The sequence below is a fragment of the Kitasatospora sp. NPDC036934 genome (assembly GCF_055608425.1).
On the sequence record NZ_JBVJQR010000009.1, the window covers coordinates 234,695 to 260,464 of the forward strand.

The 25,770-nt window shown below is 72.0% G+C and carries 19 protein-coding genes and 1 tRNA gene; 16 read left to right on the forward strand and 4 right to left on the reverse strand.

Annotation, left to right across the window (positions count from 1 at the left end):
* The first annotated feature begins 55 nt into the window (after positions 1-55).
* Positions 56-1,708, forward strand: coding sequence for an amino acid permease (locus ACZ7BZ_RS16525; protein WP_470358937.1), 1,653 nt, complete (start codon positions 56-58; stop codon positions 1,706-1,708).
* 139 nt (positions 1,709-1,847) lie between these two features.
* On the forward strand, positions 1,848-3,257 hold the full coding sequence (locus tag ACZ7BZ_RS16530) for a glycosyltransferase 87 family protein (RefSeq protein ID WP_470358938.1): 1,410 nt from the start codon (positions 1,848-1,850) through the stop codon (positions 3,255-3,257).
* 124 nt (positions 3,258-3,381) lie between these two features.
* On the opposite strand, the gene ACZ7BZ_RS16535 is transcribed toward ACZ7BZ_RS16530, so the two are convergent.
* Together ACZ7BZ_RS16535 and ACZ7BZ_RS16540 are read right to left on the reverse strand one after the other, a co-directional pair.
* Positions 3,382-5,142, reverse strand: a complete 1,761-nt coding sequence (locus ACZ7BZ_RS16535; protein ID WP_470358939.1) for a penicillin-binding transpeptidase domain-containing protein — start codon at positions 5,140-5,142, stop codon at positions 3,382-3,384.
* Between the two features lie 198 nt (positions 5,143-5,340).
* On the reverse strand, positions 5,341-7,137 hold the full coding sequence (locus ACZ7BZ_RS16540) for a dolichyl-phosphate-mannose--protein mannosyltransferase (protein WP_470358940.1): 1,797 nt from the start codon (positions 7,135-7,137) through the stop codon (positions 5,341-5,343).
* Between the two features lie 96 nt (positions 7,138-7,233).
* Between ACZ7BZ_RS16540 and rsmI the strand changes: the two genes are divergently transcribed.
* The 7 genes from rsmI (at position 7,234) to ACZ7BZ_RS16575 (ending at position 15,320) form a co-directional block, all read left to right on the forward strand.
* Positions 7,234-8,103: a 16S rRNA (cytidine(1402)-2'-O)-methyltransferase gene (gene rsmI / locus ACZ7BZ_RS16545; RefSeq protein ID WP_380457200.1), complete on the forward strand. Its 870-nt coding sequence runs from the start codon at positions 7,234-7,236 to the stop codon at positions 8,101-8,103.
* Positions 8,104-8,338: 235 nt separating this feature from the next.
* Complete coding sequence (locus tag ACZ7BZ_RS16550) at positions 8,339-8,764, forward strand: hypothetical protein (protein WP_470358941.1); 426 nt, start codon at positions 8,339-8,341, stop codon at positions 8,762-8,764.
* 139 nt (positions 8,765-8,903) lie between these two features.
* Positions 8,904-10,523 carry a methionine--tRNA ligase gene (gene metG / locus ACZ7BZ_RS16555; RefSeq protein WP_470358942.1) on the forward strand — a complete coding sequence of 540 codons (1,620 nt, stop codon included), beginning with the start codon at positions 8,904-8,906 and terminating at the stop codon, positions 10,521-10,523.
* Positions 10,523-11,401, forward strand: a complete 879-nt coding sequence (locus ACZ7BZ_RS16560) for a TatD family hydrolase (RefSeq protein ID WP_380457206.1) — start codon at positions 10,523-10,525, stop codon at positions 11,399-11,401. The genes metG and ACZ7BZ_RS16560 overlap by 1 nt, the downstream gene beginning before the upstream one ends.
* A 59-nt stretch (positions 11,402-11,460) precedes the next feature.
* Positions 11,461-12,342 carry a 16S rRNA (adenine(1518)-N(6)/adenine(1519)-N(6))-dimethyltransferase RsmA gene (gene rsmA / locus ACZ7BZ_RS16565; RefSeq protein WP_470358943.1) on the forward strand — a complete coding sequence of 294 codons (882 nt, stop codon included), beginning with the start codon at positions 11,461-11,463 and terminating at the stop codon, positions 12,340-12,342.
* Positions 12,339-13,253 (forward strand): 4-(cytidine 5'-diphospho)-2-C-methyl-D-erythritol kinase, encoded by a 915-nt coding sequence (locus ACZ7BZ_RS16570; protein WP_380457210.1) that lies wholly within the window; start codon positions 12,339-12,341, stop codon positions 13,251-13,253. The genes rsmA and ACZ7BZ_RS16570 overlap by 4 nt, the downstream gene beginning before the upstream one ends.
* Before the next feature lie 237 nt (positions 13,254-13,490).
* Positions 13,491-15,320, forward strand: coding sequence for an ABC-F family ATP-binding cassette domain-containing protein (locus ACZ7BZ_RS16575; RefSeq protein WP_470358944.1), 1,830 nt, complete (start codon positions 13,491-13,493; stop codon positions 15,318-15,320).
* Positions 15,321-15,392: 72 nt separating this feature from the next.
* On the opposite strand, the gene ACZ7BZ_RS16580 is transcribed toward ACZ7BZ_RS16575, so the two are convergent.
* A complete protein-coding gene (locus ACZ7BZ_RS16580; protein WP_470358945.1) occupies positions 15,393-17,255 on the reverse strand; it encodes an FUSC family protein in 1,863 nt (620 codons plus the stop codon).
* A gap of 322 nt (positions 17,256-17,577) precedes the next feature.
* Here ACZ7BZ_RS16580 and ACZ7BZ_RS16585 point away from each other — a divergent pair, with 322 nt between their 5' ends.
* The 5 genes from ACZ7BZ_RS16585 (at position 17,578) to ACZ7BZ_RS16605 (ending at position 24,157) form a co-directional block, all read left to right on the forward strand.
* On the forward strand, positions 17,578-18,156 hold the full coding sequence (locus ACZ7BZ_RS16585) for a hypothetical protein (protein WP_470358946.1): 579 nt from the start codon (positions 17,578-17,580) through the stop codon (positions 18,154-18,156).
* A 70-nt stretch (positions 18,157-18,226) separates the two neighbouring features.
* The gene (locus ACZ7BZ_RS16590; RefSeq protein ID WP_470358947.1) at positions 18,227-19,861 is read left to right on the forward strand and encodes a WXG100 family type VII secretion target; all 1,635 of its coding nucleotides are present in this window, start codon (positions 18,227-18,229) and stop codon (positions 19,859-19,861) included.
* Positions 19,862-19,959: 98 nt separating this feature from the next.
* The gene (locus ACZ7BZ_RS16595; RefSeq protein WP_470358948.1) at positions 19,960-21,303 is read left to right on the forward strand and encodes a S8 family serine peptidase; all 1,344 of its coding nucleotides are present in this window, start codon (positions 19,960-19,962) and stop codon (positions 21,301-21,303) included.
* A gap of 44 nt (positions 21,304-21,347) precedes the next feature.
* The gene (gene mycP / locus ACZ7BZ_RS16600; protein ID WP_470358949.1) at positions 21,348-22,685 is read left to right on the forward strand and encodes a type VII secretion-associated serine protease mycosin; all 1,338 of its coding nucleotides are present in this window, start codon (positions 21,348-21,350) and stop codon (positions 22,683-22,685) included.
* A 137-nt stretch (positions 22,686-22,822) separates the two neighbouring features.
* Positions 22,823-24,157 (forward strand): MFS transporter, encoded by a 1,335-nt coding sequence (locus ACZ7BZ_RS16605; RefSeq protein WP_470358950.1) that lies wholly within the window; start codon positions 22,823-22,825, stop codon positions 24,155-24,157.
* 15 nt (positions 24,158-24,172) lie between these two features.
* On the opposite strand, the gene ACZ7BZ_RS16610 is transcribed toward ACZ7BZ_RS16605, so the two are convergent.
* Entirely contained in the window at positions 24,173-24,769 is a 597-nt protein-coding gene (locus ACZ7BZ_RS16610; RefSeq protein WP_470358951.1) for a flavodoxin family protein, read from the reverse strand.
* A 175-nt stretch (positions 24,770-24,944) separates the two neighbouring features.
* On the opposite strand from ACZ7BZ_RS16610, the gene ACZ7BZ_RS16615 reads away from it, so the two are divergent.
* Positions 24,945-25,427 (forward strand): winged helix-turn-helix transcriptional regulator, encoded by a 483-nt coding sequence (locus tag ACZ7BZ_RS16615; protein ID WP_470358952.1) that lies wholly within the window; start codon positions 24,945-24,947, stop codon positions 25,425-25,427.
* A 169-nt stretch (positions 25,428-25,596) separates the two neighbouring features.
* Positions 25,597-25,669 (forward strand) — tRNA-Thr (locus ACZ7BZ_RS16620).
* Positions 25,670-25,770 lie beyond the last annotated feature (101 nt).

The following is a 25,770-nucleotide window of genomic DNA, read 5'->3' on the forward strand; positions in this document are numbered from 1 at the left end:
TTGCCGGAACGGCTGGAGATACGACGAGTGCGAAGTGTCTGGTTTGTTATGTCTGATGTGCCAATTCGTACAATGCGCCGATCGGTATTGTTTGTTTGCGACACTGGTGTCTTCGCGGGGTACTGTCCCATGTTTGTTCGGTTGGTCCCCGAAGGCACCCCCCGGTGCCACGGGTGACCGGCCCCTAGGACACCCTCCCTCGCCTAGAAGGACCGCCGTTTTGGCCAGCAACACCCTTGGTGCACGTCTGCTGCGACGCAAGCCCGTCTCGACCCTGATCGCGGAGAGTGAGGGCCACGGCCTCCCGGCCGGCGCCCCCGAGGAGGGCGGACGCTCCGGCATCCACCTGCGCCGCTCGATCGGCCTCTGGCAGCTGTCCGCGATCGGCATCGGCGCCACCATCGGCACCGGCATCTTCTTCGTGCTCAGCACCGCGGTGCCGGACGCCGGGCCGGCCGTCATCCTGTCCTTCGTGATCGCCGCCGTCACCGCCGGGCTCACCGCGCTCTGCTACGCCGAGATGGCCTCCGCGATCCCGGTCTCCGGCTCCTCGTACTCCTACGCGTACGCCACCCTCGGCGAGGGCGTCGCCTTCGGCGTCGGCATCTGCCTGCTGATGGAGTACGGCGTCTCCGCCTCCGCGATCGCGGTCAGCTGGGCCGAGTACCTGAACAAGTTCCTCGACCTGGCCTTCGGGGTCAAGATCCCCGAGCGGCTGTCCGGCGCGCCGGACGCCACCCACTGGTTCAACCTGCCGGCGCTGCTGCTGGTCGCGATGATCTGCTTCCTGCTGGTCCGCGGCGTCAGCGAGTCGGTGAAGGTCAACGCGGCCATGGTCGGGATCAAGATCGTCATCCTGCTGCTGTTCGTCGGCATCGCGCTCACCGGCTTCCGCTCCGGCAACCTGACCCCGTTCATGCCGCTGGGCATCGGCGGCGTGCAGATGGCCGCCTCCAGCATCTTCTTCTCCTTCATCGGCCTGGACGCGGTGTCCACCGCCGGCGAGGAGGTCAAGAACCCGCGCCGCACCATGCCGATGGCGATCATCATCTCGCTGGTCGTGGTGACCCTGCTCTACATCCTGGTCGCCCTGGCCGGCATCGGCGCCCAGCCCTGGCAGGACTTCAAGGGCCAGGAGGCCGGGCTCGCCCAGATCCTCCAGGACATCACCGGCCAGAGCTGGCCCGCGATGCTCTTCGCGGTCGGCGCGATCATCTCGATCTTCAGCGTCACCCTGGTGGTGATCTACGGCCAGACCCGCATCCTGTACTCGATGGGCCGCGACGGCATGCTGCCCAAGCGCTTCGCCGAACTCTCCCCGCGCACCGGCACCCCGGTCTGGAACACCCTGGTGGTCGGGGTCGGCGTGGGCGCCCTGGCCGCGTTCATCCCGCTGAACGTGCTCGCCGACATCACCAGCCTGGGCACCCTGATCGCCTTCTCGGTGGTCTCGATCGGCGTGATCGTCCTGCGCCGCACCCAGCCCGACCTGCCGCGCGGCTTCAAGGTCCCCGGCTACCCGGTCATCCCGCTGATCAGCATCGGCTTCTGCGTCTACCTGATCACCGGCCTGCACGCCGACACCTTCCGGGCCGGGGCGATCGCCCTCGGCGTCGCCGTGGTCGTCTACTTCGGCTACAGCATCAAGCACTCCCGGCTGGAGCGGGCCGGACAGCAGGGCGTCCCGGCCGACACCAACGCCGGCTGACCGGACGGCCGACCGGCCGTTACCCAATCGTGAAGGGCCGCCGCCCGGTACGACACCCGGCGGCCCTACGCGCGTAGCGTGCCGAACGGGGCCCGAGGCGATGGCGACAGGGCCCGGTTGGCCGCCATAACCTTCCACCATGGTGAGCACCCGCACGCCCGGCTTCTCCCGCCCGCGCGGCCGCTTCACCGGCCGCGCCAGAACGCCGGCCCCGACCATCAGCACCGAACTTCCGGCCAGACCCGGGCCACCGGCGGGGGGCGCCACGCCCCGCCCGTTCCCCCGACAGCGTGGTGAGAGCACCTTCCCGCCCACGCTCGATCGGTGGAATCCCGCCCGGCTCGCCTCGCTGCGCTGGGTGCAGCTGCTCGGCTGTCTGATCGCGGCCGGCTGGGCCGCGGCCTTCCCGCTCGTCTCCGACCTGGCCAACCAGCGGCTGTGGGGTCTCGTCGCGGCCCCCGCCTACGTGGTGGCCGGGCTGCTCTGCCTCACCCTGCCGCGCCGCTTCGCGGCCGAGGCCGCCGCCGTGGTCGCCCTGCTCGGGGCCGTCCTGGCGCCGCTCGGACTGCTCGCCGTGACCGGCCGCCACCAGTCCGAGGTCATGGTGGTCGAACGCTCGGCCCACCTGCTGCTCACCACCGGTGACGTCTACCTCCCGCACCCGGTGGTGGTCACCGACTACAACCCGTACCTCCCGGCAATGTCCCTGTTCGGACTGCCCCGCCAGCTGCTCGGCAGCTCCACCGCGTTCGCCCGGGTCGCCGGGGACGCCCGGATCTGGTTCGCCCTCACCTTCGTCGTCTGCCTGCTGGCCGCCTGGCGGCTGCTGCGGCCCTCCAGGGACCGCGCCCCGCTGCTGCCGCTGGCCGTCCTCACCGCCTCGCCGCTGATAGCGCTCGCCCTGGTGGTCGGCGGGGTCGACCTGCCGCTGATCGGGGTCTGCTGCCTGGCCATGGCGCTCGCCGAGCGGGACCGCACGGTCGCCGCCGGGCTGGTGCTCGCCCTCGCCTGCAGCCTCAAGTGGACCGCCTGGCCGGCCCTGCCGGTGGCCGTCCTGCTGCTGTGGCGGCTGTACGGCCGCCGGCCCGCCGCCCGCACCGCGCTGATCGGGGTCGGGGTGAGCGCGGCGGTGCTGCTGCCGTCCGTGCTGACCCAGCCGCAGGCGCTGCGCGACCAGGTGGTGCGCTTCCCGCTCGGGATGACCGCGATCCGCACCCCGGCCGGCAGCCCGCTGCCCGGCAAGGTGCTGGCCGGCTTCGGGCCGACCGGGCACACCGTCTCGCTGGCGCTGATGACCATGGCCCTGGTCGGGGTGGCGATCTGGCTGCTGGCCCGGCCGCCGGTCTCCGCGATCGCCGCCGCCGACCTGCTGGCCGCCGGGCTCGCGATCGCCTTCACGCTCGCCCCGGCCGGGCGGTTCGGGTACCTGGCGCTGCCGGCCGTGCTGGTGATCTGGCCCCGGCTGGCCGCCCGGCGCTGGAGCAGCCGCCGCCCGGTGCCGCCGAGGCCCGCGCCGGACGCGCCGGAACCGGTCCTGCCGAGGGGCTGAGCCCTGTCGAGGGGCTGAGCCGGGCCGGGGACGCGGGGAGCCCGCTCCGCCGGGTCGGCGGAGCGGGCTCTGTCGTTCGCCCGCCCGCCTCTTCGGGGCGCTCGGGGCGGTGGGTGTACCCGGGCTACTTGTTGCCGGTCTTGAGCAGCGAGGCGACCGCCGGGCCCGCCGCGTCGACGCCGTGGCCGCCGCCCTGGACCTCGGCGGCGACCGCCAGGTTGCCGCGGAAGGCGGTGAACCAGCTGTTGGTGGTGGAGGCGCCCTGGACCTCGGCGGAGCCGGTCTTGGCGCCCGCGTTGTCGGTGATCCCGGCCATCACCTGGCTGGCCGTGCCACCGACGGCGGTGGCGTTCATCATCGCGCGCAGCTTGGCGGCGACGTCCGGCGAGATCTGCCGGGCCGCCTGCTGCTGCGGCAGGCCGGCGACCAGGACGGGCTGCTTGAACCCGCCGCTCTGGACGGTCGCCGTGATCGAGGCGATGGCCAGCGGGTTCATCTGGACCTTGCCCTGGCCGATGTAGTTCATCGCCTGTTCGTCCTTGCTGCCCGGGGTAGCCGGGATCTTGCCGTCGGCGTTCGGCAGGCCGGTCTTCCACTCCAGGCCGATGCCGTACACGTCCTTGGCGGTGCCGGACAGCGTCTCGGGCTTGAGGCTGGTCAGGCCCTGGTTGATGAAGGCGGTGTTGCAGGACACCATGAAGTCCTTCTGGAGCGTGTTGTCCGGGAAGGCACCGGGGAAGTCGTTCGGGATCGCGACCGGGTTGCTGCTCTTCTCCGGGCAGGCCACCGTGGAGTCCGGGGTGAGCCCGGCCTCCAGCAGGGCCGTCGAGGTGACGATCTTCATCGTCGAGCCGGGGGCGAGCAGGCCGGTGAAGGCCCGGTTCTGGCCGGTGGCCGGGGCGTTGGCGAAGGCCAGTACCTGGCCGGTGCTCGGCTCGATGGCGACGATCGAGCCCTGCTTGCCGCCCAGGTCGGTCATCGCCTTCTCGGCGGCGGCCTGGAGGGTGTTGTCGATGGTCACCTTGAACGGCTGGCCGGGCTTGGGTTCGACGATGGTGAACAGCTTGTCCGCGGCGGTCTTGCCGGACGGGTCGGTGATCACCACCGCGCTGCCCGCGTCCTTGTCCTTGTTCGGGTCCGGCGGCAGCAGCTTGTGGGCGTTGTCCTGCAGAGTGGCCATCAGCGCGGGGGTGAGCGAGGCGCCCTGCAGCGGCTTGCCGTTGCGGTCCACCACGGTGGACGGCGGGGCGAAGACCTGCTGGGTGGCGATGGTCTCGTTGCCGGACAGGTGGGGGTGGATCACCGAGGGGGTCCAGTGCACGGCCGGGGTGTTGTCGCTCATCTTCACGACGCCGAGGAAGCCGTTGTAGTCCCAGACCCGGCTGGTGCCCTCGAACTCGGCGCGGGCCTTGAAGCCCATCAGCACGCCGGTGGGCCCGGTGGCGGCGGCGGACGGCGAGTCGGTGGCGCCGGGGGTGCCGGTCGCGGACGGGGTGGCCGAGGCCGCGCCGCCGGGCTTGGCCGGGGCCGGGGTGCCGGTGGCCGAGGCGAAGGCCTGCGGGGTGGCCGGACCGGCCGGAGCGAGGGTCAGCGCGCTCGGCTTCACCTGGTCCTTGAAGGCGGTGAGCGCGGTGGTGGCCGCCGCCGGGTCGTCCGTCAGCGAGGCCGCCTTGGCGATGTCGCCGGAGGCCCAGGCCGCCAGGAAGTCCTTCGCACCGGCCGCGGCCTGATCGGCCGAGGGCGGTTCGGCCACCACCGTGCGGGGCTTCTTGTCGCCGGAGGACCCGGAGTCCGAGCCCATCAGGCTGTAGGCCCCGTAGCCGCCGCCCGCGAGGACGGCGATGGACACGCCGGTGATGATGCCGATCTTCGCGCCACTGCGCATGGTGCTGAGCCCCCAGGGGTATCGCGGCCGGGCGCAACCGGCGGGGCCGGAAACGCGGTACGCCTCCCACCCTAGGCAGGGCCGATCGGTCCGCCGACGAAAGGCCGGGGACTTGTGACGGATCTGGTACGTGTCGTGGACCGGGTACGGACGATTCGCGGGAAGCGTGTGCAGGTGGTCCGCACCCGGCCGCCGGCCTCAGATCCAGCTGTTGAACCACATCCGGGAGCGCCAGTCCTGCAGCGGGACGGTCTGGCCGGTGAACAGCGGGAAGAAGTACAGGAAGTTCCAGACGATCAGCAGCACCAGCAGCCCGGCCGCCGCCGACCCGATGATCCGGCGGTCCCGGGAGGCGCCGGGCGGCCCGATCAGGGCACCGATCAGCATCGTCACGGCGAGTACCAGGAACGGGACGAACACCACCGCGTAGAAGAGGAAGATCGTCCGCTGCTGGTAGAGGAACCACGGCAGGTAGCCGGCGGCCAGGCCGCACAGCAGCGCGCCGGCCCGCCAGTCCCGGCGGAACGCCCACCGCCACAGGCAGTAGACCAGCGCCAGCACGCCCGTCCACCACAGCAGCGGGGTGCCGATGCCCAGCACCTCGCGGGCGCAGTCGGCGACGGTGCAGCCGTTCTGGCCGAGCTTGGGGGACTCGTAGTAGAAGGAGACCGGGCGGCCCAGCACCAGCCAGGACCACGGGTTGGACTGGTAGGTGTGCGGATCGGTCAGGTGGGTGTGGAACTCGTAGACCGTCGAGTGGTAGTGCCACAGGGCGCGCAGGCCCTCGGGTATCCACGGGTAGTCGGTGGTGCGGCCGACCGCCCAGTCCCGGCCCCAGCCGCCCCGGCCGGGCGCGTTGCTGCTGGCGAACCAGCCCCACCAGGAGGCCAGGTAGACGGCCACCGAGACCACGACGACCGACACGAAGGCGGGCACCACGTCCCGGGCCAGCACCGCCAGGTACGGCCGCGGGGCGCCGGCCAGCCGGCGGGCGCCGACGTCCCAGAGCACCGTCAGCACGCCGAAGGCCGCCGCGACGTACAGGCCGCTCCACTTGGTGGCGCAGGTCAGGCCGACGCAGACGCCGGCCGCGATCCGGTACGGGCGCCAGCCCAGGTTGAGCCGCTGGGCCAGGAGCGGGTCCGCCACCCCGCCCAGCCGGGCGGCCAGCCGGGCCCGGGTGCGGTCGCGGTCCAGCAGCAGGAAGCCGAAGGCGGCGAGCATCCAGAACATCACCACCAGGTCGAGCAGCGCCGTCCGGCTGAGCACCAGGTGCAGGCCGTCCACCGAGAGCAGCAGGCCGGCCACGCAGCCCAGCAGGGTGGAGCGGAACATCCGGCGGGCGATCCGGGCCAGCATCAGCACCGACAGGGTGCCGAGCAGGGCCACCGAGAACCGCCAGCCGAAGGGGTGCATGCCGAACAGTTGCTCGCCGGCGCCGATGATCCACTTGCCGACCGGCGGGTGCACCACGTACGACGCCATCGGGCGGTAGGGGACGGCCGCGCCCGGCGTCATGAGCGTCGTGTTGGCGTCCTCCGGCCAGTTGATCTCGTAGCCGCCGTGCCAGAGCGCGTAGGCGTCCTTGGCGTAGTACGTCTCGTCGAAGATGATCGCGTTCGGCTGGCCGAGGTCGGTGAACCGCAGCAGTCCGGCGAAGACCGCCACCGCGATCGGGCCCAGCCAGCCGGACCAGCGGCACAGGAAGTACCAGAGGCCCTGCGGCAGCCGCAGGCCCAGGCGCAGCAGCAGCGGGGACTGCGGGACGTCCGACGGCGTCACCCGGGGGCCGTCCGGCATCGGCGGCACCAGGCGTTCGGCGAGGGTGCCGGCCGGGCGGGTGTGGTAGCCGAACCCGGCCAGGCGCTGCCGCCAGTCCAGCGGTGATCCGGTTGATCCGGGTGAGCGGGGGGACGGCAGGCCGGCACCGCCCTGCGCGGAGTGGTCCGTACCAGTGGGCGCCTGCGCCGCCGTGTCGCCGTTCATCCGCCACATCGTAGGGGCGCGCCTCGTACGTGTGAGCGGTCCCTCGCAAGCTGCCCGAATCGTCACCAAAAGCCCCGGCGGCGCGGAACTGCAAGGATGGGGCCCGTGACAGGAGTACTCGTTCTCGCAGGCACCCCCATCGGCGACGTCTCGGACGCCCCGCCCCGGCTGGTCACCGAACTGGCCACGGCCGACGTGATCGCGGCCGAGGACACCCGGCGGCTGCGCCGGCTCACCCAGGCGCTCGGGGTGACACCGGCGGGGCGGGTCGTCTCCTACTTCGAGGGCAACGAGGTCGGCCGCACCCCCGAGCTGGTCGAGGCGCTGCTCGGCGGCGCCCGGGTGCTGCTGGTCACCGACGCCGGGATGCCCTCGGTCTCCGACCCCGGCTACCGGCTGGTGGCGGCGGCCGTCGAGGCGGAGGTGAAGGTCACCGCGGTGCCCGGGCCGTCCGCCGTGCTCACCGCGCTCGCGCTGTCCGGCCTGCCGGTCGACCGCTTCACCTTCGAGGGCTTCCTGCCGCGCAAGACCGGCGACCGGGCCCGGCAGCTGGCCTCGGTCGCCGCCGAGCCGCGCACCATGGTCTTCTTCGAGGCCCCGCACCGGATCGCCGACGCGCTGGCCGCGATGGCCGAGGCCTTCGGACCGGAGCGGCCGGCCGCGGTGTGCCGGGAGCTCACCAAGACCTACGAGGAGGTCAAGCGCGGGCCGATCGGCGAGCTGGCGGCCTGGGCGGCGGACGGCGTCAAGGGCGAGATCACCGTCGTGGTCGCGGGCGCCCCGCCGGCCGCGCCCCAGGAGCTGACCCCGGCCGAGCTGGCCCGGCTGGTGGCCGTCCGGGAGGAGGCCGGGGAGCGGCGCAAGGAGGCCATCGCGGCGGTCGCGGTCGAACTGTCCGTGCCCAAGCGGGACGTCTTCGACGCGGTGGTGGCGGCCAAGAAGGACGCTTCCGGCGAGGCTCTGAAAAAGGGGTGAATTCCGGGGGTTGCGTGGCGGGCGGGGAGTCGTACCTTGGAGTGAAGGCCCGGCTAAACGCCCGCTGAGCTGAAGGTTCGGCCGCGTTCACGTGGCCCCGGGAGGCCTTTCGTATAGGACTCCCCAACCCGCATCCAAGTCTTCACAAGAAGGGCGTCGGGCGGAGCGGTCCGGGCATTTGCTGGAATGGAAAGACCCAGCCGGGCGAGCGCCCGACGGGCACTGGGAGACGGCTATGAGCGACACGATCGGTAGCCCCCGCAGTGGCAACGCGCTGAGCGCCCCCGGCCTGGCGGGGCGGGCGCACACTCCCGTCGAGACCGTACGGGAGGCCTACTCCTTCGCCTGCCTGCGCTGCGGGTACGGCTGGGAGCAGGCGTACGACATCGAGCACCACGTGGCCAAGGACGGCCACATCGTGTTCGAGTACCACGCCAACGGCGTCCGGGTGCCGTCCCCGTTGCTCAAGCCGACCTGCCCGGGCTGCGGTGGCCACACCGTCCGGATCATGCGCGAGGGCCGGGTGGCCTCCGCCGACCAGCCCTGGCAGCACGCTCCCGGCTACCCGGCGCACGCCGAGCCGGCCGGGGCGCCCCCGGTGTCCGAACCCACCCGGCCGCGCGGACGCTGGGCCCGGTTCTGGTCGCGGCTGCTGGGCTGACCGCCGGCCCGGGGAGCGCAGCCGGGGCCGCCCGCCGCGAGCAGTGCGGCGGGCGGCCCCGGTTCGTCCGGGGGGCGTGCGGGCGCCCCCGGGTTATTCGGTTCAAGGGTGTGTTCGGGCCCGACTAAGCTTTCCGACCATGGCGGCCACTGCAGACCACAGCACCACCGGGGCGAGCGCCCCGGCGTTCTACGTTTCCACTCCGATCTACTACGTCAACGACCGTCCCCACCTGGGCCACGCGTACACCACCGTGGCGGGCGACGTCCTCACCCGCTGGCACCGCCAGCGCGGCGAGAAGGTGTGGTACCTGACCGGCACCGACGAGCACGGTCAGAAGATCATGCGGACCGCCGAGGCCAACGGCGTCAGCCCGCAGGAGTGGTGCGACAAGCTGGTCGAGGAGGCCTGGAAGCCGCTCTGGCGGCACCTGGAGATCGCCAACGACGACTTCATCCGCACCACCGAGGAGCGGCACACCGCCCGGGTGCAGGAGTTCGTCCAGGACCTGTTCGACAAGGGCGAGATCTACAAGGGCGGCTACTCCGGCCCGTACTGCGTCGGCTGCGAGGAGTTCAAGCTCCCCGCCGAACTGCTCGACGGCGCCACCGAGGACGAGAAGCTCTGCTCCGTCCACAAGAAGCCGGTCGAGTGGCTGGAGGAGGAGAACTACTTCTTCCGGCTGTCCGCCTACGGCGAGCGGCTGCTGGAGTTCTACGCCGCCAACCCCGACTTCATCCAGCCGGCCTCGGCCCGCAACGAGGTGCTGCGCTTCGTCGAGCAGGACCTCAAGGACCTGTCGATCTCCCGCTCCACCTTCAACTGGGGCGTGCCGCTGCCGTGGGACGAGAAGCACGTCCTCTACGTCTGGGTGGACGCGCTGCAGAACTACATCACCGCGGCCGGCTACGGCAGCGACCCGGAGCGCTTCGCCGAGCTGTGGCCGGCCTCCGTCCACCTCGTCGGCAAGGACATCCTGCGCTTCCACGCGGTGATCTGGCCGGCCATGCTGATGGCCGCGGGCCTGCCGCTGCCCAAGCGGGTCGTCGCCAACGGCTGGCTGATGGTCGGCGGCGAGAAGATGTCCAAGTCCAACCTGACCGGCATCGCGCCCACCGACCTCACCTCGCACTTCGGCGTGGACGCCTACCGCTACTACTTCCTGCGCGCGATCCCGTTCGGCACGGACGGCTCGTTCTCCTGGGAGGACTTCACCGCCCGCTACACCTCCGAGCTGGCCAACGACTTCGGCAACCTGGCCTCCCGGGTCGCCGCGATGGTCGGCAAGTACTTCGGCGGGACGCTGCCGGCCGCCACCGCCGCGGGCGAGGCCGAGCAGGCCGTCGCGGACGGGCTGGCCGCGGCCGTCGCCGCCGCCGACGCGAAGATCGGCGAGGAGCTGGACTTCGCCGGCGGCCTCGCGGCGATCTTCGAGTTCGTCAAGCAGGTCAACGGCTACCTCACCACCCAGGAGCCGTGGAAGGTCGCCAAGGACGAGTCCGAGCAGGGGCAGGCCCGCCTGGCCACCATCCTCTACACCGCCGCCGAGGCGCTGCGCGGCACCGCCGTGCTGCTCAACCCGGTGATGCCGTCCACCGCCGAGAAGCTGTGGACCTCGCTGGGTGCCGCCGAGGGCCTCGGCGTGCTCGCCGACCAGCGCGTCGCCACCGCCGGTGACTGGGGCCGGCTGCCCGCCGGCGCCACCGTCACCAAGGGCGAGATCCTGTTCCCGCGCCTCGAAGAGAAGCCCGCCTCCTGATGGCCAAGAAGGACGACGACCGGTCGACCCCGCCGCCGCTGCCGGAACCCCTGGCCGTGGCGGTGGCCGACTCGCACACCCACCTCGACATGCAGGCCGGCAGCCCGGCCGAGGGGCTCGCCCGGGCCGCCTCGGTCGGCGTCGGCACGGTCGTCCAGGTGGGCTGCGACGTGCCCGGCTCGCGCTGGGCCGCCGAGCTGGCGGCGCAGTACGAGCAGGTGCACGCGGCCGTCGCCCTGCACCCCAACGAGGCGCCGCGGATCTTCCTCGGCGACGCCGACGGCTGGTCCGGCCAGCAGCGGCGCGCGGGCGGGCAGGCGGCGCTGGACGAGGCGCTCGCCGAGATCGACGCGCTGGCCGCCCTGCCGCAGGTCCGCGCCGTGGGCGAGACCGGACTGGACTACTTCCGCACCGGCCCGGAGGGGGTGGAGATCCAGAAGGAGTCGTTCCGCCGCCACATCGAGATGGCCAAGCGGCACGGCAAGGCGCTGGTCATCCACGACCGCGACGCCCACGAGGACGTCATCGCCGTCCTGCTGGCCGAGGGCGCCCCGGAGCGGACCGTCTTCCACTGCTACTCCGGCGACGCCGCGATGGCGAAGGTCTGCGCCGAGCACGGCTGGTACCTCTCCTTCGCCGGCCCGGTCACCTTCAAGGCCAACCAGCCGCTGCGCGACGCCCTCCTCGCCACCCCGCTCGACCGGATCCTGGTCGAGACCGACGCGCCCTTCCTCACCCCGCACCCGTACCGGGGGCGGCCCAACGCGCCCTACCTGATCCCGGTCACGGTCCGCTCGATGGCCGCCACCCTCGGGCTGCACGAGGACGAGCTGTCGGCGGCGATCGCGGCGAACACGGCGCGGGCCTTCGGCTACTGAGGCGTGACATCGGGATCGGCGCGTCCGGGCGGCACCCCGTGCGCCCGTATCCTTGGCGCGTGAGCACCACCGACCCCACCCCTGAGAGCCACCTGCTGGGCGCCGCCGACATCCGCGAGCTGGCGGCCGCGTTCGGCGTGAAGCCGACCAAGCAGCGCGGGCAGAACTTCGTCATCGACGGCAACACCGTACGGCGGATCGTCCGGGCCGCCGAGGTGACGGAGCAGGACGCCGTGGTGGAGGTCGGGCCCGGCCTCGGCTCGCTCACCCTGGCGCTGCTGGAGGTGGCCCGGCACGTCACCGCGGTCGAGATCGACCCGGTGCTCGCCCGGCACCTGCCGGACACCGTCGCGGCCCGGATGCCCGGCAAGGCCGACGCCTTCGACCTGGTGTTCAGCGACGCCATGGAGGTCACCGAGCTGCCCGGCCCGGCGCCCACCGCACTGGTCGCCAACCTGCCGTACAACGTGGCCGTGCCCGTCCTGCTGCACATGCTGGCGACCTTCCCCAGCATCGAGCGGACCCTGGTGATGGTGCAGAGCGAGGTCGCCGACCGGCTCGCCGCCAAGCCGGGCAACAAGGTGTACGGCGTCCCGTCGGTCAAGGCCAACTGGTACGCCGAGGTGAAGCGGGCCGGCGCCATCGGCCGGAACGTTTTCTGGCCCGCCCCCAACGTCGACTCCGGACTGGTCTCGCTGGTCCGCCGAGAGCCGCCGAAGACCACCGCCAGCCGGACCGAGGTGTTCGCGGTGGTCGACGCCGCGTTCGCCCAGCGCCGCAAGACCCTGCGCGCCGCACTGGCCGGCTGGGCGGGCTCCGCCGCCGCGGCCGAGCAGGCCCTCACGGCCGCCGGCATCGACCACAAGCTGCGCGGCGAGATGCTGACCGTGGAACAGTTCGCCGCGATCGCCGAGCACAAGCCCGCGAAGGACAGTGAGTGATCACCGTACGGGTACCGGCCAAGGTCAACGTCCAGCTGGGGGTCGGCGGCCTGCGCGCCGACGGCTTCCACGACCTGGCCAACGTCTTCTTCGCGGTCGCGCTGGGTGACGAGGTCACCGCGACCCCCGGCGAGGGCGTCACGCTGAGCTGCTCCGGGCCGGACGCCGACGCCGTCCCGCTGGACGACAGCAACCTCGCCGCCCGCGCCGCCCGGCTGCTCGCCGCCCACCACGGCATCGCCGACCCCGGCGTGCACCTGCACATCGCCAAGGCCATCCCGGTCGCCGGCGGCATGGCCGGCGGCAGCGCCGACGGCGCCGCCGCACTGGTCGCCTGCGACGCGCTGTGGCAGTTGGACACCCCCCTCCCGGTGCTGCTCGACCTCGCCGCCGAACTCGGCTCCGACGTGCCGTTCGCCCTGCTCGGCGGTGTCGCGCTGGGCCGCGGCCGGGGCGAGATCCTCGCGCCGCTGCCGACCGAGGGCACCTTCCACTGGGTCTTCGCGGTCGCCGACGGCGGACTCTCCACCCCCGCCGTCTTCCGCGAGTGCGACCGGCTCCGCGAGGAGGCCGGCACCGGCTCCAGCGACGTCCAGGTGCCCACGCCCGATGCCGACCGGGCGCTGCTCGCCGCCCTCGCCGAAGGCGACGCCGTCGCCCTGGCTGCCGCGCTCACCAACGACCTCCAGCCCGCCGCGCTCTCGCTGCGCCCCGCACTGGCCGCCACCCTGCGGGCCGGCACCGAGGCCGGCGCGCTCGGCGCCCTGGTCTCCGGCTCCGGGCCGACCTGCGCCTTCCTGGCCAAGGACGCCGAGGCGGCCACCGCCGTCGCCGCGGCACTGCTGGCCTCCGGCACCTGCCGGGCCGCGCACGCCACGTACGGGCCGGTGCCGGGGGCGTCGGTGGTCTAGGGAGGTTCAGGGGCCAGGGGCCTCTCGCTCGACGAGGGGGCCACTCGCGGGGCGTCTCGCCCGGTGAGGGTGCGCTTGCGCGGCGTCTCGCCCGGTGAGGGTGCGCTTGCGCGGCGAGGGTGCCGCTCGGCGGCGGGGGTGTTGCGGCCAGCCCATTAGGCTGGGGTGATCGGGGCGTCCCCGAGAGAGGGGCGGGCTGGGCCCGCCCCGACCGCCGAACCCAGGAGCGCAGCACACGTGGCCGTCAACCTCGCCACCATCGAGTCCGTCACGAAGGTCTACGGCACCCGCACCCTGCTCGACGCGGTGAGCCTGGGCGTGAGCGAGGGCGACCGGATCGGCGTCGTCGGCCGCAACGGCGACGGCAAGACCACCCTGATCCGGATGCTCGCCAAGCTGGAGGAGCCCGACCGCGGCCGGATCACCTGGAGCGGCGGCCTCGAACCGGCCGTCCTCACCCAGCACGACTCGCTCGACCCCGAGGCCACCATCCGGCACGAGGTCATCGCCGGCCGCGCCGACCACGAGTGGCTCGGCGACGCCCGGATCCGCGACATCATCGAAGGCCTCTTCGGCGGCCTCGACCTGCCCGGCTTCGCCGACGGTCTGGACACCGTCATCGGCCCGCTCTCCGGTGGTGAGCGCCGCCGGATCGCCCTCGCCAAGCTGCTGCTCGGCTCCCCCGAGCTGGTCATCCTCGACGAGCCCACCAACCACCTCGACGTCGAGGGCATCAACTGGCTCGCCCAGCACCTCCAGAAGCGCCGCTCCGCACTGGTCTGCGTCACCCACGACCGGTGGTTCCTCGACCAGGTCTGCACCCGGATGTGGGACGTCCAGCACGGCGAGGTGCACGAGTACGAAGGCGGTTACTCCGACTACGTCTTCGCCCGCGCCGAGCGCTCCCGGATCGAGGCCGTCGAGGAGCAGAAGCGCCAGAACCTCGCCCGCAAGGAGCTCGCCTGGCTGCGCCGCGGCGCCCCCGCCCGCACCTCCAAGCCGCGCTACCGGATCGAGGCCGCCAACGCCCTGATCGCCGACGTGCCGGACCCCCGCGACAAGAGCGAGCTGATGAAGTTCGCCAACGCCCGGCTCGGCAAGACCGTCTTCGACCTGGAGAACGTCACCGTCAAGGCCGGCCCCAAGCTGCTGCTCGAGAACCTCACCTGGCAGCTCGGCCCCGGCGACCGGATCGGCCTGCTCGGCGTCAACGGCGCCGGCAAGACCTCGCTGCTGCGGGCGCTCCGGGACGCGTACGCCTCCGAGGGTGACGTGCAGCCCTCCTCGGGCGTGGTCAAGGTCGGCAAGACCGTACGACTGGCCTACCTGTCCCAGGAGATCGCCGAACTGGACCCGGAGATCCGGGTGCTGCAGGCCGTCGAGCAGGTCCGCTCGCGGGTCGACCTCGGCAAGGGCCGCGAGATGAGCGCCGGCCAGCTGTGCGAGCAGTTCGGCTTCGGCAAGGACAAGCAGTGGACGCCCGTCGGCGACCTCTCCGGCGGCGAGCGGCGCCGGCTCCAGCTGCTGCGGCTGCTGATGGACGAGCCCAACGTGCTCTTCCTCGACGAGCCCACCAACGACCTGGACATCGAGACCCTCAACCAGCTGGAGGACCTGCTCGACGGCTGGCCCGGATCGATGGTCGTCATCAGCCACGACCGGTTCTTCATCGAGCGCACCACCGACGTCGTCCACGCGCTGCTCGGGGACAAGAAGATGCGGATGCTGCCCGGCGGGGTGGACGAGTACCTGGAGCGGCGGGCGCGGATGGCGGCCACGGCTGCTCCCGCATCCTCCCCGTCCGGCTCCGCGGGCGCTCCGGTGGCCGAGGAGGCCGGTGCCCCGGCGCTGTCCGGCGGGGACCTGCGGGCGGCGAAGAAGGAGATGCAGAAGATCGAGCGGCAGATCGCCAAGCTGGACGAGAAGGAGTCCAAGCTGCACGCCCAACTCGCCGAGCACGCCGCCGACTTCTCCAAGGTCGCCGAGCTGGACGGGCAGCTGCGGGCCGTCCGGGAGGAGAAGGAGGAACTGGAGATGAGCTGGCTGGAGCTGGCCGAACAGGTCTGAACTGCTCGTTCTTGAGCGGGAGTTCGTGGTTGCGGCGTTCTCGGCTACGGCTTCATTGGCGGGAGTGCGGGACTACGGCTTCCTGAGCAGCAGTTCCAGCTCGTCCGCCGCACGGCCCAGCGCGCTGAGCGCCGGGTCGTGCGGTGCGTCCGGCCGGGCCGCCGGCCTGGTCGGCGGGCGGTGCTCCCGGGCGGCGGCGGTCAGTTCGTCCAGCGCCCGGCGGACCCGCTCGGTCTCGGTGGGGTCGGGCACCCGGCCGCCGTACCGGATCTGCGCGGCGAACGCCGCCACCGCGCCGCCGAGCCGCTCCAGCGCGGCGGTGGCCGGCAGCCACTGCTCGGCCAGCCGGCCGGTGGGCGGCGGCTCGGCCAGGCCCTGCCGCACCTCCTGCCGGGCGTCCGCCAACGACCGGTAGGCCGTACGGCGCAGCCAGACCTGGGCCTGGGCGCCGCCGTTCCCGGTGGTGGCGTCCAGGTAGGCGCGCAGGGCGGTCGTCGCGGCGACCAGCCGGGGCTCGATCCGGTGGCGCGGGCGCTCCGGCCACAGCAGGTAGCCGAAGAGCAGCACGATCACACTCGCCAGCACGGAATCCAGCACCCGCGGCCAGAACTCGGCCGCGCCCGACTGCCCGCCCAACTGCAGCAGCACCAGCGCCATCGGCGTCATCGCCACCGTGTTCAGCCCGTAGTGCGCCGCTGTCACGTACGGCAGCAGGGCGACGCAGCCGGCCGCCACCGCGGTCAGCGCCCACTCCTGGGTGGTCAGCGACAGCAACGCCGCCGTCACCACCACGCCCAGCACCGTGCCGACCGCGCGGCTCACCGCGCGCAGGAACACCGACCCCAAGTCCGGCTTCAGCACGAACGCGATCGTCATCGGCACCCAGTAGCTCTTGCTGAGCGGGTAGTTGGCGGTGACCGCCGAGCCCACCGCGATGCACAGCGCGACCCGCAGGCCGTACCGGACCGACGGGCCCCGCCACAGCCGGCCCCTCAGCCGCCAGGGGTCGGGCGGGGGCGCGGGGGCGGTGCCGAGGCGGGTCTCGCGCCCGGCCACGGTGTCGGCGGCGGCGCGCAACGCCACGTCCAGCGCCTGACGGGCCGGGGTGTCCGGCCGCCAGTCGGGTACCGTCACCTCGCCGCCGCCCTGCCGCACGGCCCGCGCCAACCGGTTCGCGACGTCGGCCACCTCCGGCGGCACCGGGCGCCGGGCCCACAGCAGACCGGTCGCGGCCTCGGTGGCGGCCAGTGCCGCCTCGTACATCGGGCGCAGGGCCGTCCCGGTCCGGTGCTGCTCGGGCAGCAGGTCCTGCAACCGGTTCAGGCTGGTCGTCAGCGCCCGGCGGGACTCCGCACCCCGGGCGGTGCCCAGGTCGCCCAGGGTGCGGCCGAGCGCCTCGTACACGGCGGCCAGCGCCCGACGACTCGGCTCGGCCGCACGGCCGGGCAGACCCAACAGCGCGACGAACGCGGCCCCCACCAGCATCATCGGCGCTGCCGCCCACCACGGGCCCGGCAGCGGCATCCCACTGCCCAACGCCGCCGACACCAGCAACAGCATCCCGGCCGCCGACCCCCGCGGACCCGTCGCACTCAACGCCCCCGACACGAACGCCGTCAGGGTCAACCCCGCACCGAGCACCAGCACACCCGCGTGAGCATGCTGCAATGCCGTACCGGCCAGCATCCCCAACGCCGAAGCCGCCACCGCCGACCCGATCCGGACCGCCCGCAACCGCACCGGCTCCAGGCGGTCGTTCATCGTCGCGTGCATCGCCCCCAGCCCGGCGAACACCCCCAGATCCAACCGGTGCGCCCACAGCCCCACCACCAGCGGCACCGCCATGCCCACCGCCGCCCGCACCATCAACACCACCGGTACCGGCGGCCTCACCGGCCGCACGGCACGGGCCCACCAGGGGGTAGGGGTCGGCATGTCTCGTCACGTCCGTTCCGCGGCCTCGGGTCGCTGCTGTGCGACATTGCGCGGCAGATGGGGCGTACCGGGGCAGTCTACCCAGCGGCCCGGGGCACGGACAGTACGTGTCAAGTTCGTACCGATCGAGCCCGGGCCGCCCAAGGGCCCTGCCCGGCCGACAGGGGCGGTGGCTACGATGACAGGGGCGCGGACCGCCCACAGGGCGGGCGGTCTGACCGACCAAGACGGTAAGACGCAGAAGTTGACGGTGTGTTGTGGCACGGCGGGCCCCGGGAGACGCCCGGGGCGCGCCGGCCGTACGGGGGAGAGGTGGATTGCTGTGACGGATCCGAGTACGCCGGCCGCGGGGACGAACCCGCCGGGTTCGCCGGACTCGACGCCGTTCATGCTGGACGGGCCGACGATCCCGTTGCCTTGGGGGCATGGGGTCAAGATCGCCCCTGTCGTCAGCACCGTGCAGACGAACGTGAGCGCCGGCGATCTGGTGGCGGCCTTCGGCAAGCAGGACGTCAAGGTCGAGATCGACACCCTCACAGAGTTCGCCAAGAAGATCGAGGCTCTGCTTGCAGCGATGGAGGGCTCGGAGGCCGCGCCGTACCAGCTCGAGGCGCAGAAGGTGTCCCAGAAGAGCTTCGTCAGCGGGGGCCAGGCCCATCAGTTCGTGGAAGCAGTCGCGCTGTCCTCGACCTACGAGAAGGTCCACACCCAGCTCGTCAAGCTGCACAAGGACTTCACGTCCCAGATCAAGGCGATGCAGAGCGCGGTCACGTCCACGGCGCACAACTACTCGACCAACGAGGACAACGCGACAGCCGATCAGAACGCGGTCGCTCAGAGTGCGGGTCTGACGGGAACGAGCGGACCCGGGTCGAAGCGGACCGGCGCCAAGGGCTTCTGACGGCGGTCGACGGAGACGGTTCACGGGGAACGGGGAGAAAATAGTGGCAGTCCAGTCGAAGTTCGAAGGCATGGACCATGAAGTACTTCTGAACATGGTCAACGGAACCGACCCCAAGACGGTTCTGAGTCGCGCCGCGAAACTGCAGCAGGCCGGCGGCGTTCTGAAGGAGCTGAGCGAGGCACTCAAATCGCACCTCTCCAAGGTCACCTGGGAAGGCCACGCTGCGGAGAACTTCAAGACGTGGGCCGGGAACCTGCAGCAGTCCGCCGAGAAGCTCGGCGCTTATTCGGTGGGCGCAGGCAACGCCATGAATCAGGCCGGTGAGGCACTCAGCACAGCCAAGGCTGCCATGCCGCCGGTGCCACCGGACGCTCTCAAGTGGGTGAACGGGCGGAAGACGCAGGCGGCTCCTGATCCTGAGGTGGTCAGGCAGATGCAGACGGTCGGCTGGTATCCGAACGGCCCGTCCACGGCTGACATCGATGCGGCCATGAAGCGCAAGAACCCGAACTGGGTCTCCGAGACCCAGGCGATGGCCGGAACGAAGGAGCTCTACGACGCGCACCAGGAAGCCATCCGGCAGATGGAGAAGCTGGGTGAGGCTTACGCCGCAGCGACGACCACGCTGACCGGGCTCGGCGACAACGTGGTGCTGCCGGGGACGCCCGAGGCGAACCAGAACGATTCCACCGCGATCTCCCGCGACGAGGGGAGCACCACCGGTGGTTACGGTGGCTCCCTGCGCGCTCCTCGTACAGGGGGAAGCGGGACTAGCGGAAGCTACAACCCGTCCGTGGGCTCCTACGACGGGGCCACCATGCGGCAACGCGATCCGGGAACGGGCTGGCAGGACCCGTCCAACCCGACCCACCCCGGCCCGACACCGCCGTACGGCGGAGGCCAGCTGCCGCCCCCGCCGCAGGACCCGGGCACCCCGGTCCCGCCGTCCCACCCGTCGGACCCGGTCACCCGTCCGGGCACCGGCCTCGACAGCATCCCGACTCCGCCGGACCAGACCACCCCGGTCGGTCCTGGCAGCGGTCCCGGGCTGCCGAGTGGCCCCGGCGGAAACCCCGGCTACCCGGGCGGGCCCGATGGCCGAGGAGGACTGCCCGGACTCCCCGGCGGCGGCCCGATCACCGGCTTCCCGGGCGGGCCCGGTGGCGGACCCGTTCCCACTAGGGGCATCGGCAGCATCCCCGGCAAGGGGGGCGGCTCGGTGCCGCTCCGCACGGGCCCCTTCGGCGGTAGCCCGATCCCCGGCAAGTCCGGCACCCCGGGCCTGCCGAGCGGAACGGTCTTCGGCCGTGAGGGCGCGCCCGGCGGAGGCCGGGCCGGCGGACCGTCCATGGGCGGCATGCACCCGGGCATGGGCGGCGGCCACGGCGTCGTCGGCGGCACCGGCGGTTCGCGCGGCCGGGGCCTGACCTCGACCGCTGGCGGTACGGTCGGCGGCCGCAAGGGGCCCTCCGCAGGCGGGGAGTTCACCCCGGGTGGTACGGGCCTGCGCAACCGTGCGGCCGCGGCAGAAGCGGCCGAGGGCGGTGCCCGGTCCGGGCAGAACGGCATGATGGCCCCGGGTGCCGGCGGTCACGGCAGCCGGAAGGAGCGCGACCGCCGCGACCGTGCGGACTACCTGCACGAGGACGAGGAGACCTGGACTAGTGGTACGCCGCACAGCAATCCGGACGTGATTGAGTAGAGCGCCGAGTCTGCCCGGTCGCTGGGCCAGCTCAGCGGCCGGGCAGACCTGTTCGGACGTGCTTTCCCGGTCTGCGGGGAGACTGATGAGGAGTTGGGATGGGGCGAATGGACGCGCGAACGCATTGCCGGGCTGCAATTGCGGCGTTTCTGGCGGTGGGAGTCGTAGTCGGCCCGATGACAGCGCCTGCGGCGGCAGAGGGATCGATCCGTGAGAAGCAGTGGCATCTGGACGCCATGCACGCGCCGGAGATGTGGAAGGTCTCCAAGGGGCAGGGAATCACTGTGGCGGTCATTGACGGTGGATTCAAACTGGATCACCCCGATCTCGCGGGGCAGTTCCTGCCAGGAAAGGATTTCAGCGGTGGCTCCGGTGGCGTGGGGTCCTATGCCGACGGGCACGGTACGGAGATGTCGAGTCTGATCGCTGGGACCGGGAGGAGCGTCGGAGGGACAGGCGCGTACGGCCTGGCTCCAGAAGCCAAGATCCTTCCCCTGAAGATCAACAATGGCTCGGCTTCGGCGATTTCGCCGACCGACTTCCTCGATCAGATCGGTCAGGCCGTTAATTATGCGGTTGACCAAGGGGCCAAGGTCATCAACATCTCGCAGGGCCTGGATGAAGTCCGATTTGCTTCGGATGACGTCGACAAGCTGAAGAAGATCATTGCCCAGGCGAGGGCGAAGGGGTCTCTGGTCGTGGCGAGCGTGGGGAACGAGGCGCAGTCGGGAAACCCTGTCTCCTATCCCGGTGGTCTGCCCAATGTCGTCGGCGTCGGGGCTCTTGATCACGATGCCGTCGCAACATCTGAATCCGAGCAGGGGCCGCAGGTGATCCTTGCCGCGCCCGGCATGGACATCATTGCGGCCTGTACTGCTGATACCGGGTACTGCAAGAGTCATGGGACGTCCGACGCGGCCGCCTTGGTGTCTGCGGCGGCGGCGTTGGTTTGGTCGGTGCACAAGGACTGGAGCGCGAATCAGATTCTCCGAGTTCTCATCAACACTGCAGGGAAACCGACTGACGGGTCCGCTCGCAACAACGATGTCGGATACGGAGGTGTGCGTCCCCGGGTTGCGCTGACGGATCCGGGGGATCCCGGTCCGGCGGAGGTGTCTCCGGTTCCGGTGGCGGATCCTGTTCCCTCGGCGCGCCCCTCCATGCCCACGAGTTCTTCGGCTCCCGCGTCGTCTGCACCGAGTCCTGCCGACAGCCCGAGCGACGTGGCGGTCGGCGCGCCGACGGCGCAGCCGAAGGCGGGGGTGTCGTCCGGGGCGGGTAGTGCGCTGCCGCTCGTCGGTGGGGTGGTGGCCGGTCTGCTGGTGTTGGCCGGGGTGGTGTTCGCCGTGGTGCGGAGGCGGAGGGCAGCTGTCCCTCCGCAGCAGCCGGTGGGTGCTGGGGCTCCGTCGGTTCCGCCGGGGGGCAACCCGTACACGAGGTAGTTCGAGCTGTTGTGAGGGTGGGGGATCGGGTGGGGAGCCGCTGGATGTGGGCCCGGCGGATCGTGGCCGTGGGGGTCGCGGCTGCGTGTGTGGTGGGGGGTGCGGCGGGCCAGGCGGTTGCGGGGGGCTCGATCCGTGCGGATCAGTGGCATCTGGATGTGATGCACGCCTCCGAGATGTGGAAGGTGTCGAAGGGGGAGGGGATCACCGTTGCGGTGATCGACGGCGGGTTCAAGCTGGACCATCCGGACCTGGTGGGGCAGTTCCTGCCGGGGAAGGATTTCAGTGGCAGCTCGGGAGGAGTGGGTTCTGACCCGGAAGGGCACGGGACGGGAATGGCCAGCCTCATTGCTGGTATCGGCAAGAACCGAGGAGGGAATGGAGCCTACGGTCTCGCGCCCGGGGCAAAGATCCTTCCGTTGAAGATCAACAACGGGTCTGAGGGAACTGTCATCTCGGCCGACTTCCTTGGCCAGATCGGCCAGGCCGTGAACTATGCGGTCGACCAGGGTGCCAAGGTCATCAACATCTCGCAGGGGAGGGCCGCAGTCACTGCTTCTCCTGGCGACATGGCCAAGATCAACCAGATTCTGGCGAACGCGCGGGCGAAGGGTGTGCTCGTGGTTGCCAGTGCTGGAAACTCCGCACAGAAGGGCAACCCCGTCGAATATCCGGGGGCACTGCCGAATGTCGTGGGGGTCGGGGCATTCGATCAAAATGGCAACGTGACGGAGGAATCCGAGAGGGGGCCGCAAGTTGCTCTTGTGGCACCCGGTAAGGACATCGTCGCGGCTTGTACCGCCTCCACCGGTTACTGCAAGAGCCATGGCACGTCCGACGGGGCCGCCTTGGTGTCGGCTTCGGCAGCACTGGTCTGGGCGGTTCACAAGGACTGGTCGGCGAATCAGGTTCTGCGGGTGCTCATCAACACCGCAGGCAGGCCGAATGGCGGGACCATCCGCACGGATGACGCGGGTTGGGGCGCGGTACGGCCCCGGATCGCGCTGACGGATCCCGGCGATCCCGGTCCGGCGGATGTGTCTCCCCTCCCGGCTGATGCGGTCACGCCGTCTGCCGTGCCGTCCTCGCCGGTTCCCACCTCGCCGGTTCCGACGTCGTCGACTCCCACCGAGAGCCCGTCCGAAGCGGCGGCCGGCGCTGCTCCGACCGTGCAGCCGAAGGCGGAGGAGCCGTCCGGTTCGGGCAGTGCGCTGCCGATCATGGGTGGGGTGGTGGCCGGGCTGGTCGTGGTGGCCGGGGTGGTGTTCGCCGTGGTGCGGAGGCGGAAGGCGACCGTGCCGCCGATGGGTGCGCCGACTCTGCCGCCTCCGCCGTCGAATCAGCCGCCGGTGCCGCCGAGGGATAACCCGTATGCCCAGTAGGCGGGTTGGGCCGGATGGGCCCGGGCGCCGTGGGGCGGCGCTCGGGCTTTTTGGTGGGCGTGGGGGTGGGGGTGTGCGCCGGGGTCACTCGGGTGGGGGCTGGTGGGGGCGGCCCGGGGGTGGCGAGGGTGGGTGGTATGGATGCGGAGGGTGCTGGGCGGGTCGGGCAGTTGCGGCGGGCGGCGGCTGCGGCGTTGATCGGGACGGCGATCGAGTTCTACGACTTCTTCCTGTACGGGACGGCGGCGGCCTTGGTGTTCGGGCCGGTGTTCTTTCCCGGGCTGGGCAGAGTGGGGGCGTTGCTGGCGGCGTTCTCGGTGTACGCGGTGGCGTTCCTGGCGCGGCCGTTGGGGGCGGTGGTGTTCGGGCACTTCGGGGACCGGGCGGGCCGGAAGGCCACGCTGGTGGTGTCGTTGCTGTTGATGGGGTCGGCGACGGCGGCGGTGGGGTTGTTGCCGGGGTTCGCGGTGTGGGGGTGGTGGTCGCCGGCGCTGTTGGTGGTGTTGCGGGTGTGCCAGGGCGTGGGGTTGGGCGGGGAGTGGGGCGGGGCGGCGCTGCTGATCGCGGAGAACGCGCCGGCCGGGCGGCGCGGGCGGTACGGGGGGTTCCTGCAGTTGGGGCCGTCGGGCGGGTTCGTGTTGGCGAACGGGGCGTTCCTGGCGCTTCAACTGGGGCTGGACGAGCGGTCGTTCCGGGAGTGGGGCTGGCGGGTGCCGTTCGTGGCCTCGCTCGCGCTGGTGGCGGTGGGGCTGTTCGTGCGGCTGCGGCTGGCGGAGACGCCGTTGTTCCGGGCGGACGAGCGTCGTGACCGACCGCCGGTGGTGGAGGTGTTGCGCGAGCACTGGCGGCCGGTGCTGGCGGGCGGTGGGGCGATCACGGTCGGGTACGCGCTGTTCTACCTGACCACCACCTACGCGCTGGCGTACGCGACCTCCGGCCTGGGGGTGGCGAGCACGCTGGTGCTGTCGATGCTGCTGGTCGGCGCGGTGGGCGGGGCGGTGACGGTGTGGCTGAGCGCCTCGCGCAGTGACCGGTGGGGCCGCCGGCGGACGATGCGGTGGGCGACGGCGCTGGCGGCGGGGTGGTCGCTGGTGCTGTTCCCGCTGCTGGAGACGGTGCGCCGGCCGTTGATGTTCCTGGCGCTGGCCGGGGCGATGGTGGTGCTGGGCTGTCTGATGGGCCCGGTGGCGGCGTTCCTGCCGGAGCTGTTCCCGACCCGGGTGCGGTACACGGGTGCCGCGTTGACGTACAACCTGGGCGGCGTGGTGGGCGGGGCGACGACGCCGCTGGTGGCGACCCGGCTGACGGAGGCGTACGGGACGGCGCAGCCGGTCGGCTGGTACCTGGCGGTGCTGGGCGCGGTGGCGATGGGCTGTCTGTGGCTGCTGCCGGACACCACGGGTGCGGAGTTGGCGGCGGTGGACGGCGGACGCCGCCGGGCGCCCGTGCTGGGGGCGGATCCGGCGGCGTAGCCGTGCGGGGGTGGTTCAGCCGGCCAGGGCGGCGCGGCCGGCCAGCACGACGGCGGTGTGCCGGGCGACGCGCTCGCCCAGGTGCTCGGCGGTCGCGATGTCGGCCTTGTGGACGGCCTCGACGCCGGCGTCGGCCGGGGTGGAGGCGGCCGCACCGTTGGAGAAGCCGAGGCGGTTGAGGTCGTTCTCGGAGGCGGTGGTGGCGTTCCAGCCCGGCTTGAGACCGAGGTTGACCCAGTTCATGCCGTGCTGGGCGGCGAGGGTCTGGAAGTAGCCGAGGGTGCCGGCCTTGTCGCCGCTCTTGGAGGCGGAGTTGGTGAAGCCGGCCGCGAGCTTGTCCTTCCAGGCGTCGGTGTACCAGCGCTTGCTGGTGGCCTCGGCGAAGACGTGGAAGGCGCCGGAGGCGGTGCCCATGTAGGTGGGGGAGCCGAAGACGATCGCGTCGGCGGCGTCCAGCTGGGCCCACTGCTCCTCGGTGATGGTGTCGACGGAGACCAGGGTGACCTCGGCGCCCGCGGCGGCGGCGCCCCGGGCGACGGCCTCGGCGAGCACGGCGGTGTGGCCGTAGCCGGAGTGGTAGGCGAGGACGACGGTCGGGCGGATGGCGGTCATGCGGGCACTCCTGTGCGGGCGGAGGAACAGGGGGAACGGATGGGACGGGCGGGGCGGACGCAGCGGGCCCCGAGGGGCTCGGTGCGGCCCGAACCGTCGAACGGTCTCCAATATAGACCAGGTCTCCAATGGAGACCAGGTGTGGATCGGAGACCGTGGGTCTACCCTGGGCGGTATGACGACGGAGGAAGCGGCCCGGACCGGGGCCGGATGGCACGGGGAGCGGGGCCGCGGAGAGCGGGGCTGCGGGGAGTGGGAGAGTGACGAGCGGGGCGGCGACGAGCAGGAGCGCGACGTCTTCGCCCAGCTCTGCCCCAGTCGTGAGCTGTTCGCCGAGCTCACCGACAAGTGGTCCCTGCTGATCCTGATGAGCCTCTTCACCTGCGGCCCCCAGCGCTTCTCCGAACTCCAGCGCGGGGTCGGCGGGGTCAGCCGCAAGATGCTCACCCAGTCCCTGCGGAACCTGGAGCGCGCCGGCCTGGTGCTCCGCACGGTCTTCCCGGAGACGCCGCCGCGAGTGGTCTACGACCTGCGGCCGCTGGGCCGGGAGCTGGCCGAGCTGGTCCTGCCGCTCGGGCGCTGGACGGAGCGGCGGGCTCCGCAGATGCTCGCGGCCCGCGAGGAGTTCGACGCGGCGCACACCGAGGCGCCCCGCTAGCGACCCGCCGGTCCGGGTGGTCCGGGTGGTCCTGGCAGGCGCGCGGGCGGGCGACTGCGGGGTGCCCGAGGGTGCCCGAGGGGCGGAGCGGAGCCGATTTCCCTTCCGGGCCGACGGCCGTGTAATGTCTTCCTTGTTCGACCGGCCCGGGAAAACGAAAACCCGGCAAGCCCCTATAGCTCAGTCGGTAGAGCGTCTCCATGGTAAGGAGAAGGTCTGCGGTTCGATTCCGCATGGGGGCTCAACTGAAAGACCCCCGCCTCATGGCGGGGGTCTTTCGCGTTCCCGCACCTCGTCCGGCGATACGCGGTGGCCTAGCGGGTCGGGTACGGAATGCGTTGTG